The sequence below is a fragment of the Oenococcus kitaharae DSM 17330 genome, from assembly GCF_000241055.1.
Taxonomy (GTDB): domain Bacteria; phylum Bacillota; class Bacilli; order Lactobacillales; family Lactobacillaceae; genus Oenococcus; species Oenococcus kitaharae.
The window spans coordinates 1-14,138 of the sequence record NZ_CM001398.1; the positions used below are offsets into that span (position 1 = coordinate 1).

Annotated in this window: 12 protein-coding genes and 1 pseudogene; 5 read left to right on the forward strand and 8 right to left on the reverse strand. The window is 45.1% G+C overall.

Translation table 11 applies throughout. The features are described from left to right. Nucleotides 1-1,927: 1,927 nt before the first annotated feature. Both OKIT_RS09735 and OKIT_RS09570 read right to left on the reverse strand, forming a co-directional pair. Nucleotides 1,928-2,005: pseudogene (locus OKIT_RS09735) on the reverse strand (KxYKxGKxW signal peptide domain-containing protein); the annotation flags it as partial. Nucleotides 2,006-2,692: 687 nt separating this feature from the next. Next, nucleotides 2,693-2,860 carry a hypothetical protein gene (locus OKIT_RS09570; protein ID WP_007744175.1) on the reverse strand — a complete coding sequence of 56 codons (168 nt, stop codon included), beginning with the start codon at nucleotides 2,858-2,860 and terminating at the stop codon, nucleotides 2,693-2,695. 470 nt (nucleotides 2,861-3,330) lie between these two features. Here OKIT_RS09570 and OKIT_RS00010 point away from each other — a divergent pair, with 470 nt between their 5' ends. The 4 genes from OKIT_RS00010 to OKIT_RS00025 are packed head-to-tail and all read left to right on the forward strand — an operon-like array spanning nucleotide 3,331 to nucleotide 6,284. Then, complete coding sequence (locus tag OKIT_RS00010; RefSeq protein WP_007744177.1) at nucleotides 3,331-3,642, forward strand: PTS sugar transporter subunit IIB; 312 nt, start codon at nucleotides 3,331-3,333, stop codon at nucleotides 3,640-3,642. Further along, nucleotides 3,639-3,983 (forward strand): PTS lactose/cellobiose transporter subunit IIA, encoded by a 345-nt coding sequence (locus OKIT_RS00015; RefSeq protein ID WP_007744182.1) that lies wholly within the window; start codon nucleotides 3,639-3,641, stop codon nucleotides 3,981-3,983. The genes OKIT_RS00010 and OKIT_RS00015 overlap by 4 nt, the downstream gene beginning before the upstream one ends. A 57-nt stretch (nucleotides 3,984-4,040) precedes the next feature. Further along, a complete protein-coding gene (locus tag OKIT_RS00020; RefSeq protein ID WP_007744183.1) occupies nucleotides 4,041-5,495 on the forward strand; it encodes a 6-phospho-beta-glucosidase in 1,455 nt (484 codons plus the stop codon). A gap of 51 nt (nucleotides 5,496-5,546) precedes the next feature. After that, a complete protein-coding gene (locus OKIT_RS00025; RefSeq protein WP_007744184.1) occupies nucleotides 5,547-6,284 on the forward strand; it encodes a GntR family transcriptional regulator in 738 nt (245 codons plus the stop codon). Here the strand turns inward: OKIT_RS00025 and OKIT_RS00030 are convergent. Further along, nucleotides 6,277-7,191: an ROK family protein gene (locus tag OKIT_RS00030; RefSeq protein ID WP_007744185.1), complete on the reverse strand. Its 915-nt coding sequence runs from the start codon at nucleotides 7,189-7,191 to the stop codon at nucleotides 6,277-6,279. The genes OKIT_RS00025 and OKIT_RS00030 overlap by 8 nt on opposite strands. A gap of 200 nt (nucleotides 7,192-7,391) precedes the next feature. Here OKIT_RS00030 and OKIT_RS00035 point away from each other — a divergent pair, with 200 nt between their 5' ends. Next, nucleotides 7,392-7,598 carry a hypothetical protein gene (locus tag OKIT_RS00035; RefSeq protein ID WP_007744186.1) on the forward strand — a complete coding sequence of 69 codons (207 nt, stop codon included), beginning with the start codon at nucleotides 7,392-7,394 and terminating at the stop codon, nucleotides 7,596-7,598. Nucleotides 7,599-7,812: 214 nt separating this feature from the next. Here the strand turns inward: OKIT_RS00035 and OKIT_RS00040 are convergent, their stop codons facing one another. The 5 genes from OKIT_RS00040 to OKIT_RS00065 form a co-directional block, all read right to left on the reverse strand. Then, a complete protein-coding gene (locus OKIT_RS00040; RefSeq protein ID WP_007744187.1) occupies nucleotides 7,813-8,838 on the reverse strand; it encodes a polysaccharide pyruvyl transferase family protein in 1,026 nt (341 codons plus the stop codon). After that, a complete protein-coding gene (locus OKIT_RS00045; RefSeq protein ID WP_007744188.1) occupies nucleotides 8,831-10,222 on the reverse strand; it encodes a sugar porter family MFS transporter in 1,392 nt (463 codons plus the stop codon). Before OKIT_RS00045 ends, OKIT_RS00040 begins: the two co-directional genes overlap by 8 nt. Before the next feature lie 233 nt (nucleotides 10,223-10,455). Next, nucleotides 10,456-11,865: a C39 family peptidase gene (locus OKIT_RS09435; protein ID WP_007744190.1), complete on the reverse strand. Its 1,410-nt coding sequence runs from the start codon at nucleotides 11,863-11,865 to the stop codon at nucleotides 10,456-10,458. 179 nt (nucleotides 11,866-12,044) lie between these two features. Continuing rightward, complete coding sequence (locus OKIT_RS00060; RefSeq protein ID WP_007744191.1) at nucleotides 12,045-13,208, reverse strand: class C sortase; 1,164 nt, start codon at nucleotides 13,206-13,208, stop codon at nucleotides 12,045-12,047. Continuing rightward, the gene (locus tag OKIT_RS00065; protein ID WP_007744192.1) at nucleotides 13,205-14,089 is read right to left on the reverse strand and encodes a class C sortase; all 885 of its coding nucleotides are present in this window, start codon (nucleotides 14,087-14,089) and stop codon (nucleotides 13,205-13,207) included. Before OKIT_RS00065 ends, OKIT_RS00060 begins: the two co-directional genes overlap by 4 nt. Nucleotides 14,090-14,138 lie beyond the last annotated feature (49 nt).

Genomic DNA, 14,138 nt, shown 5'->3' on the forward strand with positions numbered 1-14,138 from the left:
AACTGGAAGCCGATTCGGAACTAGACAGTGATTCCGAACTAGACGTACTTGCTGACTGGGAAGCCACAGATTCCGAATCACTTGTAGACTCGGAAGAACTTATAGATGCGGAAGTAGAGGCGCTCAAAGAGGCACTGGTCGACGGAGTTGGAGTATAAGTTACGATCGTATCCCGCCCCAAATCACTAGGTACTGAACCATTTTGAATGGTTGTAACATCAACAGGATTACCGTTACCATCCACTGCCGTTACGTCATATCCCGGAACATTCGGAACTAGGGTCTGTCCGCCGTCATTGCTAGCATTCGGGTAATATGCGGTCGTCGCATCGGCTGGGTCATTAGTATATTGATTGGTTGTCGTAGTCCCATCTGGCAAATGCACGATTAAACTGCCAAGTGGTTCATACCTATATTCGACATTCTGTGTTTGTGGCACATAAGGATTCACTAGGTTATACGTAGTAGTACCAATACGTGTGGTAGTCGTCGCTCCAGCTGCGAGATTATCGTCAGTATAAACAGTGGCCCCATTATTAGTTACAACGACACGCATTGTGCCGCTATCATCCATTTGAGTATAAATGGCGACTACGCCATTATGATAGTCTTTTTCATATTGGGCCCCAATTGTACCAAATTGAGACATGGTGCCATTTCCGTTATTATCCACATCGATTGCATAATAACCGTTAATAACTTGCCCGGAAGAGGTAGTGTAAGTCTGTCCGGTCCATCCAGTCTGTTGGTAAGGAGGATTATCAGGTATAGGAGTACCATTTTGATCAACATAAGTGGTAGTTTGAGTAATATTCTTCGGTACAAAGTTAGTTGCCGTACCATATCGACCAGTATTATCGGTCAAATAGTTAACATAGTTTTCGCCTAAGCTATAAGAACCGCCAATAATAACTAATGAAGAGTTGTCGCCTATTGTATCGTAATAATAGCGTAATCCCGAAAAGGCTTGAGAAGCCGTCCCATTAGTATCTGTGCTACCTGGCAAAGCAATCGTCAGATCTCTCTCGGCACCACCGGATGGCAGTTCTCTCACATAGATAGTCCCACTGCCAGCGCGATCAATTGCAACAGAAATATTACCTACTAATCGTGAATTACGGTAAATAGTTAGCCATTCAAAGGAATATTGATTTGCGTTATCCAGATTAGTTGGCATGCCCGCTGGATAGGCCGGATCAGTTACTGAAAAACCTGGCTGTGCTGCGGTAGCCGCTAAAGTAGTAGGTGTTTGAGTAGCTCTAGCTTTAGCGTTCTGCTGCTGTGTTTCAGACTGTGAAGTTGATGAGGAAGCAGACTGTGCCGGTGTTGTTGATTCGCTCGTTGAAGCAGAAGTATTTGAACTTGAAGTACTCGTGGAAGTCTGTTCGCTTGCCGAAACCCTTGTGGAAGCAACCTGCGAACCAGCCGATTCGCTCGTTGATGCAGGCGTCCTAGTTGAAGTTGAACTGCTTGCTGTCGACTCAGAACTTGAAGCATTTTCAGAAGCAGATGCGGATTCAGAGCTGGAAGCACTTTCGGACGAAGCGAGAGATTCAGAAGTAGACAAGCTAGTGGAAGTAGATTCAGATGTCGATAAAGAAGTCGATTGTGATGTACTGCCGCTAGTCTGAGAGGCCGCTGGAATTGTGGCTTTATCAGCTGTCGCTAAAGTCTTAGCTGTCGTTGTCTGTTCAGTGGCTTTCTGGGTACTTTGTTGAACGCTATCGGCTGAGACCTGTGTGCCGGACACCAAGGCAGAGCCGCCAAACAAGGCCGCCAAAGCAGAAACGCCTTTTAACAGATTAAAGTTGCGATGATTTCCTTCTAGGGAGTCGTCTTCTTTGGAGTCGTCTCCTTTCGTGATTGGCCGGACGATCGGAGAACTATGCACAAACTTGGTTGTGAACCAAGTCAGTCCTGAAACAACCCATTCCTTACCCGATTTATATAATTTAAAACGTGTGACGTCATCAGAAACCCGATAACTTGTCTTATTTTTTTTCATTGAATATCTCCATTTTCAGTACTTCTTTACCATCTAAAGTTATAGATAAAGCGAACCTTTACTAGTCTACTGAATTAAAAGGAGATAATCATGTAATTTTATCGTATTTTGATATAATAAAAACTTTTTTTTGGAGCAATTGTTTGATAAATTGGCTTTAATCACAACAATATTTTTCAGAGATACAAATTATGAGCCTTGTTAGGGGTTTAGAGCTAGTCTCGTTCTTTGAAATATCATACATAACTAGGAAGAAACATAGTAGCAGGCCTAGACTTGTCCGCTACGCTATAGATCCTCTATCACGCATGCAACAGCAACACAACTGATAACCATTTGTCCAATAACCTCAGATCATTCTTATAAAAATGCAAGATACGCAGACCAATGTCAGAAAACGGAGGGACCAGTATATCTTGCATCAGAACATCAGTTTTCCGGAATTTTTCTTTCAAAAAATTTTTGTAGCAGACGTGCATTTTAAAAAATATGTGTTAATATAATTGGTGTAAGCGCTTCCGAAGTTATTCCACTCATAAAAGTAATCACTTAAAGCTATCAGTAGGTCGCTTACATTAATCAATTCCATTTATGCTCGACCCGCAAGCAGGTACATGGTTCTCCGCCCTTATTGCTTGCGGGTTTTTGTATGCAAAAAATCCCTGGCGCCGGCCAGGGATTTATGTTTTACAGCTTCTTCTTTAAATTGAACAACGTCCCAACGGCAAATCCTAGTGCAACACCCAAAGCAATATTGGCTGCCGCAAAGGCAAGGACTGGTTTTACAGGTAACTTTGTTTTAATCGTCAATGGCCCGCCGAACATCTCGTGTGCGTGTCTGTTATGATCTTTCATTCTTGCCTCCTTGTATAAAAAAACAGCTCCCCCGACAGTTTTGAAACATTTGGCACTGCCCAAATCTTCTCACTGTATCCATTTCAATGCCGATGTCTTGAAAGCTATTGCTCAAGCACCGAAACATAAATGCTGGTAGGAACTGCCTTGGGCCTCATGAGATCCAATTTGCTCAAACGAGAAATCTTTCTAGCGACTCAAACCGCTTTTATGATCTCTTAAACCCTATATATATAGTAACATAGATCCAGGGAAAAAGAAAGCGCTTTCTAAAAAATAATTTAGGTTCTTTTTCCCAGTCTACTCATAAAGAAAGCGTTTACATTAATACATGATTATGCTAGCATTAAGTCGTTCGGATGACCGCTCATTCGAACGAGTCTGTTTACCGGCCCCCACCCTTTTCGGCTAGCGAGCAGCTTCCTTTTAAAGAAAAATGTAAGCGCTAACAATTACGATTGGAGATTAAAATGGCTACTAAAATTTTACTAGTTTGTGCAGCCGGGATGTCGACCAGCATGCTGGTTTCCAAAATGAAAAAAGCAGCAGAGGCTGACGGCATTGATGCAGAAATTCAAGCCACTGCGGCATCTGATGCAGGCAACATCATTGCAGAAATGCATCCGGATGTGCTCATGCTCGGCCCGCAAGTCAGGTATATGGAAGATGACTTTAAAAAGAGAGTCGATATTCCGGTTGAAGTAATCAATATGCAGGATTACGGCCTAATGAAGGGCGACAATGTTCTAAAGTCCGCTCTGGCCTTAGCAGGACAAAAATGACAGAAGTAAAAACACTCGAAGAAAATGATCAAGAACTGCAGGTTGTGATGCAGCTGATCATGTTTGGCGGAAACGCAAAAAGCTCGGCTTTTGAAGCCTTGAGAGCTGCTAAGACAGGTGATTTCAGCCAAGCAGATGCCAAATTAAAAGAGGCTGATGGTTTCTTATCACAAGCCCATAACGCCCAGACCGCCATGTTGACAGACGAAGCAAACGGCAAACACGCCCATGTATCGCTGCTGATGGTGCACGGCCAGGATCATATTATGAACGCAATAACTTTCCGTGACTTGGCTGGCGAGTTAATTGATTTGTACCGGCGTTTGGACCAGCAAAAATAAAATTATCAGCACAAATTTGGCAAAAGACTGGCATTAGACTAAATCGGAGGTATTTCTTTGGCATTCTCAAAAAACTTTTTATGGGGCGGTGCTGTCGCTGCTCATCAGTTCGAAGGCGGCTGGCAGGCCGGCGGCAAAGGCGTCAGTATTGCCGATGTGATGACAGCCGGTGCCAATGGTGTCCCCCGGGAAATTACGGATGGTGTCATCCCCGGCAAGAATTATCCTAATCATGAAGCGATTGACTTTTATGATCGCTACAAAGATGACGTAAAACTTTTTGCTGAATTAGGCTTGAAATGCTTTCGGACCAGTATTGCTTGGTCGCGCATTTTCCCTCAGGGAGATGAAGCATTGCCAAACGAAGCCGGCCTAGCTTTCTATGACAAGCTTTTTGACGAGCTGCTGAAATACCATATCCAGCCCGTCATTACGCTTTCTCATTTTGAAATGCCCTACCACCTGGTCAAAGCCTACGGCGGCTGGCGCAACCGCAAACTGATCGACTTTTTTACACACTACGCTGAAGTTGTCTTCAAGCGTTACAAAGACAAAGTCACCTATTGGATGACTTTTAACGAGATCAATAACCAGACCAGCGGCATGAATGACTGGTCGCTGTTTACGAACTCGGGCTTGCAGATTCAGCCGGGTGAAAACGCTGAACTGCTTATGTACCGTGCCAGCCATCATGAATTAGTGGCCAGCGCTTTGGCCGTCCAAATCGGTCATCGAATCAACCCGAACTTTATGATCGGCAGCATGTTTTCCACGGGGCCTGTCTACCCGGCCAGCCCCGATCCCAAAGATACGATGAAAGCCCAAAGGCTGATGCAGGCCAACTGCTGGTATGCTGATGTCCAATGCAAAGGCAAGTATCCGGCTTGGCTGAAACACTATTTCGCAGTCAAAAATTACGATATCGGCATTACGCTGGCCGATGAGGATATTTTAAAAGCCGGCACTGTCGACTATATTGGTTTTTCCTATTACGCTTCACACGTCGTCAAGGCCGCTGCAGACGAACCGGCCGATTATATGACGCCGGGCCGAGATATCGAGGTTAAAAATCCGACCTTATCTCGGTCCGACTGGGGTTGGGAAATTGATCCAATCGGCTTAAGAGTCACTTTAAATTGGTTCAGCCAGCGTTTTGACCTGCCGCTATTTATCGTGGAAAACGGCCTTGGTGCTTTTGACAGACTGGACGGTGATCGGATCCATGATGGTTATCGAATCGACTATCTCAAGAAGCACATTGAACAAATGGCGTTGGCCGTCAATGAAGATGGTGTCGACCTGCTTGGCTATACACCTTGGGGGATCATCGATTTGGTTTCAGCGGGGACTGGCCAGATGGACAAACGCTACGGATTGATTTACGTCGACAAGAATGATGCCGGAAAAGGCAGCCTCAAGCGCCTGAAAAAGGACTCCTTTTACTGGTATCAGAATTTGATTCGGCATAATGGCAATCAGCTGACTGAAAATACTTTTAAAACGCATCCATGAGCGGATGCTTTTTTAAACGCCGCATATTCCGTCTGTCAGAAAGGACCTATCATGACGCAACAAATCAGCAGCTTGGATACTGCCGCATTAGTTAAGAAGATGACAGCTGAAATTCAAAAGGGCCGTATCGGCGACCACAGTCGAAAGCTGGCAAGCGAGCCGGAACTGATGGCTCGTTATGATGTGACCCGTTACACGCTTCGTCAAGCCTTGTCGCAATTAGCCAGCATGGGCTACACCTATCAGGCACATGGCATCGGGACTTTCATCCGGCCGCGCCGAAACAGCCATACGATCACGATGCAGAATAAAGTCAATCTGGCTGAAGAACTTTCCCGCCAAGCTCACCGGCTGGAGACGAAAAAAGCCCATCAGCGGACTATTTCTCTTCGGGAGGCCGAATTTTTGCCAATCGGCTGCGAGCTGCCGGCCGACACGAGATTAATTGAAGTCAAACGTTTTCGGACTTTAGATGGCGCACCCTACTTACTGGAATGTTCTTATTATCTGGCTGATGTGGTTGGAATGATTCCCGAGAACGCCTTATATGGCTCGTTATTTGATTTCTTGGGTTCGCAGGCCGCCATTAAACCAGGATTCTTAGACGAGATCATTTCAGCCGACACGCTATCCGAACATGAAGCGAACTTCTTCCATTTGTCCCAGGGAGCGCCAGCTTTAGTTGTGCGTGACGATTCCTATCTGAATTCCGGCCAGCTTTTTGCCTTTTCCAAACTGAAATATAATTGTGAAAACACACAGCTATTTATGTTTAAAAAGCTCAGTTAAAATCCTGGTCAGCTACGAGCAGCATATGATATAAAGCCCCGTATAGATTGGCCTGATTGTGGAATTTTGCTGCCATAATTTCCGGCATTTTCAAAGTTGCATCCAGCACCGGGATCGCTTTTCTCAATGCAAGATATTCTTTTTGAATCGTCTCGATCACGATATTTTGTGCAGAAATGCCGCCGCCAATCACAAAGCGTTCGCCATCAATTACAGTCTGAACATTATTAATCAAAGCTGCAATCGTCCGGCAGAAATCTTGGAAAATCGCTAGGGCTCTCAGGTCTGAAGCATTAATCGCCTTAAAGACAGCAAAACCGTCTTTTTTATTTGGCAAGTTTAAAAGCTCGGCAATCTGCTCAATCATAACAATCGCCGAACCCGTCTTGCCGATCGTTGTATCGCTTTGGAAATTCTGCCAGTCGGACATAAAACTCAATTCACCAGCCTGAAAGTGGCTGCCGTATAACAGCTGGTTATTCACAACAATCCCACCGCCAACGCCTGTGCCTAATGTAATCACAGCACCATTTTGGACACCCTTTAAGTTCCCTAGCCACAATTCCGCCAGCACAGCAGATTTGGCATCGTTTTCCACAGTGACCGGAATGGCCTCACCTAAATGCAGCAGTTCTGGTAAAGATTTGTGATCCATAAAAGGCAGACTACCGCCGCCATAAATAATCTCGCCATGGTTATGATCAATTGTGCCTGGTACGCTGAAACAAATACCGCGAAAACGACCCTCGAAACGCGCAATAATCGTATTAATTGCAGCCATAAATACATCTAAATTCTGGTCCGGTGTCGCGACTTTATCGTGTTCTATCAGATTGCCGGAATGGTCAAGCAAGCCATATTTAATATCTGTTCCGCCAATATCGAAGGCTAAATAATCTTTCTGCATCGTCAGTGTCCTCATTGCCTATTTGAAACAGGTTGTCTACATGGATCATTATATATGAAAGCGTTTACATTATAAACATTTTCGTACTATAATTGAGTCAGGCGTTAATTTGCCTGTTTCACTGAACTATCGCAGCATCAACAAAACCAGTCTCTTGAAAATCACAATCAACTTTAATAACTAAAGGAGTGTTCATTTCCATGGAAGAATTCAAAAAGTTTCTTAAAATTACCGCATCATTTGCCTTGATTACGGGCGGCATCTTGGTTGCCAGCACAGTCTTTGCAGCTAAGAAAATTGATGAATCGACAGATGATTGGACGGATAAAGCCGATTCGCTAAAAGATAAATTCGCAGATAAAGTCAAAAAGATCTCTGATAAAACTACCGGCAAAATCTTCCAATGAAGGCAAAAAGACACTTGGTGACGCAGCTGGTAAAGTAAAAGATGTCTTAGCTGATGCAACTGATATTGTCAAAGATAAAGTCGGTGATCTCGCCAGCAAAAAAGACGAAATGATGCGTAAAGTCGATGAAGTAGAGCGACAACAGAAAGAACAGGATTAAAAAAAGACCACAGAGGTCTTTTTTGATTGAAGCGCTAGAAAAACAAAATTTAATTTATTTTATTGTTTCCAAATGCCTAGAAATCAAAAAGTGCAGCTGGTCAAAATCGGGACGCAGATCAAAATCGTGTATTTTGCTGGTCATTAAACGGTCAACAATCTGTTTCAAACGTTTTGGATCCGTCTCGTCCGTATAGTCGATCCAACCAATATGTTCCAGCCAATCGACATAAGCATGTTTGCCCTTGCCGTAACTGTTGCCAAAAAGCAGGCATGGCGTCCCGGTCAGCACAGAAAAGACCATCGCATGCCAGCGGTCGGTAATGATCATTTCTTGGTGGGCAAACAATTCCAGTTGCTGGTCAAATAATTTTTCCCGTGTCAGCGGACTTATTTTATCGACCGAATCCAAAACTGTATCTGTTCGATTAATCGGCCGACCGTTATCTAGAATCGTCTTCATCGAATCCATCAAGGGCTCATCAACTACCTTTTCGCCATCGTGACGCAGGACAAAAAGTGCCCCTGACCGTTTAAAATTAAATTTTCTTGGTTTTAAATACAGCACCATATCTGGTGTGAACAAAACACGGTTCTCAAAAGTTGTCTGCATGCGATGATAACTTTGTGCATCACGTGCAACCAAAAACAAATGCGGATTTTTCTTGTAAGCTGCTTGGCTTAATCGCTGTTCCTTTTGACCAAAAGGTGTTTCTTCAAAATGGATCGATTGCGGAAAAGAAATCGTCAGATTATTAACAAAGGTCGAAAAAACGGCCCGGCGCGCAGTCTCGTGGTCCGTATAAAGGCTGCCCATATTACCGCCGCCAACAAAAGCGACGATGTCTTGGGAAGTGATGATTTTCTCAACAGCCTCAATGCCGCTCTCGTTATCATCTTCCATAATTTCAATGTATTCAAATTCAGGGAATTCAGCTTCAATATATTTACGTGCAGCTAAAGAGACAGCCTGGTCACCCATGTTCGTATAACTTGGCACACCGAACATGAAAAATTTCGGCCGGCCGTTGGTTGGCAGCACAGAAGCTGCTTTGGTTGTTTCAATAAAAAAATCAGGCATGTTTTTCTCCTTTTTGTGTAACATACTCATTTTGCAAATAAGCTGCGTGGATACGGCGGCCGTCTAGCACAAAGGCCGACAGCAGCACACTAACGCCATTTGCAGCCGTGAAAATAAAGAAGACTGCCGCAGTACCAAGAGCCGTGATCAAGATTGGATAGATTAAAGCAATCAAAAAGTTCGTCATCCAAAGTGTGGTCGTTGATAAAGCCATAAAACGCGCTTTAACACTCGCTGGGAACATTTCCGACATAATCAGCCAGGTAACGGGGCTGACAACACCTTGGTGACTGGCCAAAAACAGCGCTAGCAAGAGCAGAATCACGATATTGCTAAGCCAGCCTGTCAATAGATGAAGCTGTAAGACTAAGCCCAATAATCCCAAGAAGAAAATATTGCCTGCCAGGCCGATCAGCAGCATCCGATGATGGTCATAACGGTCAATCATGCTCGTACCAATGATACTAGCAATCACCGAGACAATCCCGATCAAAATATTCGCATATAAAGAGGCACTTTGCCCCATACCGCTGCGTTCCAGCAGAATCGTGCCGTAATACATGACCGTATTCACTCCAGAAATCTGCTGGATTAAAGCAACGATCGAGCCAGAAATCAGCAAATACAGCAAGGTACGGCTTTTAAAAATACTGCGCCAGCTTGGGCCTTGAGATGTCTGTCCTTTTGCTGGCTGGCTTTCTTTGATGCGTACTAGGTCGGCCGCATCGAAACCAAGTTTTTTAAAGACACGCCGCGCTTTTGCAAACTGTTTTTGCAACAATAACCAATGCGGGCTGTTGACAATGTGAAAAGAATTAATCCAAAGAATAATCGCAGGCACGCTGGCTAGTAGAATCATGATGCGCCAGATTGGCCCCCAGCTGCCCCAGACGTTTCCCAAAAGTGCATTCATACAAAAGGCAGCCAATTGCCCCAAGACAATAAAAATGGCGTTTTTGTTCACATTGAAGGCGCGCACAGCTTCTGGTGAAATTTCAGCTAGATACATAGGTGACAAGCTGGATGCCGCACCAACAGCCAGGCCGAGAATGAAGCGGAAGACCGCCATAAAAATAAAGTTTATTGACAAAGCACAAAAGATCGTCGAGACAGTAAATAAAAAAGCGACCCATCGAAGGCTTCGGCGGCGGCCGACTTTATCGGCAATGCGTCCGCTGGCCAAAGCACCAAAGCAGGCACCGAGAACCAAAGAACTTGACACAATTCCCTGCAGCGCGGGCGTCAGGTTCAGCTGATCGGGTTTGCTCATAAATACCAAGGCGCCATTAATAACACCGGTATCATAACCGAACAGAAAACCGCCCAGTGCAATCACGTAACTGCTATATCGTAAAAAGCTGTTGCTAAATGAATTTTTTGACATTTTATTAAAGAAAATAACAGCCTCCTAACAGAATTTGTCCATTATTCCAAATAAAAAAAGAAACAAAGATCTTACATAACTTCAAAGCTAATAAAAAAATACCGGCCCTGATTCCCGCAAACAAGTTGCACCTTGAAAACTCTCTTAAGAAAAGACTACCCTTTTTTTACTAAAATTTCAGCAGGACTAATAAATTTCCGTCGGAAAAAGCACAATAAAACAGTTAAAAAGCCCTAAACGATCGGCATTTCGGCAATATAGGTTTTATCCAGCGCTGCCATCACATAAAGCGTTAATCGACTTTTTTTGCCAGCTGCCTGCTTTTTAATTTCTGTTAAATCCAGGTAAACATTCCCGGATTTAGTCGCGTGTGTATAGTAAAAATGCTGCCCAGCTAAATCTTGATCTTCAGGATCAGCTGTTAGGCTATAAGCCAGGCTGCCGGACTTGATCCTCAAAGGATCGCTGGCGGCAGCAAAATCAGCAGGAAAAGCCAGCCGGTGTTGACCCAAATATAAGGCGAAGGTGTTTTTTTCATCGGTCGGGCGCAAAAAAGCCTGCTGCCGTTTCGTACGGTCAGCAATCAATGCCGGCTTATTTTCATGAATGATATAGGCCATGTGCGTCGACCAGGCATTTTGAAATTGCGACAGGAGATAGCGCTTAGCTGCCTGCTGATTGGAAGCGGCAAAAGGATCGTTGACTAGGACATACTCTGTGTCATCAATCGTTTGAAAACCGCGCACCAGCAGCAGATGGCCGTGAGTCGGGCCGTAGGCGTTTTCTAAATAAGGCAGCGTCTTATCGTTTGGATCATTGGTATACTGCACGCTGACACCGACCGGATAACCGGCAGCAATTTCTTTTTTCAAACCGTCAATCGTCGTGAATTCAGCATAAGCTTGAAAGCCATAACTACCGGCCAAAGCCATGTTAAAAGCCCAATTGCCAAAGCCTTGATAGACATAATCGTAATCCTGATAAGCCGTCTCTTCGACTAAAAGATTGCCGCCCATCCGGTTCATAGCCATCGTGATCGTCGTCGGACTGCAGATATTGGGCGCGAGTTTCGGATCCCGTACCAGCTGAGCATAAGCCGGTGTCGAAATATCTTTATTCAGCGACATCCCGCCGTCATGATCGTGTTTTTGTTCATCTGTCAGGACAGAAAAACAAATCAGCTGCAGCGTCGGCGTCAAAGTCGTGTGATCGCTATGTAAAAGGGCTCTTATCTGGACTTGATCAGCCCGGGCATCGTGCCTCACAATCAGCGTATCTGTATCAACGAAAGCCAGAGGATCGGCATCGTTGGTCACGCTGGCAGAAGCGATCGTGGTTCCCCATTTGCCCCAAGAAAGCCAAGCCGACCACTGATCGCCGACTTTCACGCGTGCCTGCAATTCCAAATAAGTGCTCTGGGGTGTTTGACCATTCCAAGACATTAACAGCTGTGAAAAAGCCGGTGTTTTAAAGGCATCGGACTGGAAAACGCCTTGCGTCTCGTAGCTATCGTCTGTCTTTGCCAGTGCCAATTCTGCCTGGCCCTGATGCCGGTGCAGCGTGAGATCCGTCAAACTGCCGGCAGCAAACTGTCCCTCTTGATTAATTAAAAACGTATTATCGGCTACTCGGGTGAAATTCATAATCTGAAAGGCCCTTTCATGATGATTTTGCTGTTATCGTACCTTAAAAAGGCCGACAAATCAAAAAATTTTGTGCGTTTTGACGACAACTTCGGCCGACTGCAATTAACGCTAATTTCCCAACACAAAACCCGCTCCAGTCATAAGTGTGAGCGGGTCTAAGAAAGTAAAAATAGATATTAATGATCCAAGTAAACGGCCAGCTGGCCATCATGATTGATAAACAACCACTTTTGCTTGCCGTCCGGGTAAAAATGCATCTTGTGCTCACCCAGTCGGCGCATCCCCACTTGGCAGCCATCCCCATCTGTCCCCTCAGTCAGCTTTAGATAATACAAACCGCCAGGCAAATCAGCAAACAGCATCCGGCCGCGCATGTCTGAACGTGCTGTAATCGGACGGCCGCGTCGTGTAAAAGGCTTCTTGCGGTTAACAACCATCAACTGGCCTATGACACCAGCCAGTTCCCGACGGCGGCGGTCATAAATCCGCAGTGACAAATCGGCTCTATTTTTCGCAATCAGGTTTGCATGAATACTGCGATATAACCAGCGCAATTGACCGGCAGCCAATAGTAGAACAGCCGCTAAAATCGAGATTTGAATCCAATTGTTGGCAGTCGCCGCCTGTCTGGCCTGTTGCCCCATGGCAGGATGATAAGCCACACGATGGCCTGTGACCAAAAGCCGATGGGAATTGATCATATAAGGTGTACAAGTCAGCAAAGTAACCAGGTCACGGCCGGGTTCAATCTTCAAAGCACGATAATTATTCGGTTTGACGACGCGGATCCGATCGACACGATAAGCTAATTTCTTTTTCAGCACGGTGAGGATAAATAAATCGCCTTTTTTCAGCTGATTTAAATTCGTAAACAAAGTCCGCTGTGCCAAACCACGATGGCCTGTGATGACAGAATGCGTATTCGGGCCGCCTAATGGAAACGAAGTTCCCTGCAGAACGCCTGCACCGTAGTTTAAGATTTCTGAGTTCGTCTCATCAAATAACGGAATCCGCAGGCGGATCTTAGCAATCTCGATACTGCCAATCAGATGTTTTTTCAAATCCACGCGGCTGGTCGTATCAGCGCCGGAAAAAGGGTCAACACCTGGATGCAGGCCGAATTGCGTAATCTGCGCATTCTTTTTGGCCATGGCCGCTTCTTTTTTAGCGATATCGGAAGCCGTCTCTTTTTCCACTAGTCTGATGCGCTGCTGATCAATAAAATTGTTCACAGCGCCAACATAAAAAGGGTAAAGTGCGATCAAGGAGCCGATCATAAAAAGCAGGATCAGCCACAATTTATTTTTGCGTTTTTTATGCGAAGAGCGATCTTTTTTCATGGCTGCTCCTTTTCTCGATGGTGGTAAAAGCGTCGTATCTGCCGATAAACAAAGTAGATAAATAACAACAAGGCTGCTGCAATCAGCGAGAGGTAAAAGGTCAGATGTGTCGTCTGAGTGTTGACTGTTTTTGTCTGTGCGCGGTCAAACTGGCGTTTATCCAATCCAACGCGCCGGCCTGTCACTAACAAGCGATGCGTATTAATCATATAAGGCGTGCAGGTCACAAGTGTCACTAAATCCTGATGCTGCTTGATGCGGACATCTTTTAAGTCATCGGGCCGCACGACTTTGATGTCAAACACCTGATAGGCCAATCTTTTTCCAAGAATCTTCAAGAAAAATTTGTCCCCTTTTTTCAGGCGGTCAATATGCGTAAACAGCTGCTGATCAGGCAGGCCGTTGTGCCCTAACAAGACAGCATGGGTACTCGGCCCGCCAGTCGGATAAGAACTGCCGTCAAGCAACGTAATGCCTTTTTCCAGCAAGGTGTCGTTTGTCGTATCAAAAATCGGCAGACTGAGTGAAATTTTCGGAATAAAGATACTGCCCAATGAATGCTGGTAATAATATTGACGGCTTTTATTCGGCACGCGTTGAACGGCCTGGCCAAGAATATCTTTAATCGGTGAAATGCCGATCTGCTGATCTGCAAGGCTTTTCCGGCGATTTTCTTTTTGCAGGCGTGTGATTTTAGCGGCCTGGCGATCGGCATTACGGGCGTTTTCCCGTGCAGTCTCTTTGATCTGGCCCTGATAGGCGAAATTAATCACGCTGTCGGCGGCAAAAGGATAGAAGAAGACGAGAAAGCCGATCAAAAACATCAAGGCAATAAACAGTTTTAAGAAAATGTTGAAAGTTTCCGGACGGTGCTTTTTCATCAGTTTCCCCGCCTTCCAGCTAAGAAAAACTCCGGACCTAGAGAAACGG

Excerpts from the sequence above, each read along its gene's own strand:
- OKIT_RS09570 (WP_007744175.1), bottom strand. The coding sequence starts at position 2,860 with ATGAAAGATCATAACAGACACGCACACGAGATGTTCGGCGGGCCATTG.
- OKIT_RS00010 (WP_007744177.1), top strand. The coding sequence starts at position 3,331 with ATGGCTACTAAAATTTTACTAGTTTGTGCAGCCGGGATGTCGACCAGC.
- OKIT_RS00015 (WP_007744182.1), top strand. The coding sequence starts at position 3,639 with ATGACAGAAGTAAAAACACTCGAAGAAAATGATCAAGAACTGCAGGTT.
- OKIT_RS00025 (WP_007744184.1), top strand. The coding sequence starts at position 5,547 with ATGACGCAACAAATCAGCAGCTTGGATACTGCCGCATTAGTTAAGAAG.
- OKIT_RS00030 (WP_007744185.1), bottom strand. The coding sequence starts at position 7,191 with ATGCAGAAAGATTATTTAGCCTTCGATATTGGCGGAACAGATATTAAA.
- OKIT_RS00035 (WP_007744186.1), top strand. The coding sequence starts at position 7,392 with ATGGAAGAATTCAAAAAGTTTCTTAAAATTACCGCATCATTTGCCTTG.
- OKIT_RS00040 (WP_007744187.1), bottom strand. The coding sequence starts at position 8,838 with ATGCCTGATTTTTTTATTGAAACAACCAAAGCAGCTTCTGTGCTGCCA.
- OKIT_RS00045 (WP_007744188.1), bottom strand. The coding sequence starts at position 10,222 with ATGTCAAAAAATTCATTTAGCAACAGCTTTTTACGATATAGCAGTTAC.
- OKIT_RS09435 (WP_007744190.1), bottom strand. The coding sequence starts at position 11,865 with ATGAATTTCACCCGAGTAGCCGATAATACGTTTTTAATTAATCAAGAG.
- OKIT_RS00060 (WP_007744191.1), bottom strand. The coding sequence starts at position 13,208 with ATGAAAAAAGATCGCTCTTCGCATAAAAAACGCAAAAATAAATTGTGG.
- OKIT_RS00065 (WP_007744192.1), bottom strand. The coding sequence starts at position 14,089 with ATGAAAAAGCACCGTCCGGAAACTTTCAACATTTTCTTAAAACTGTTT.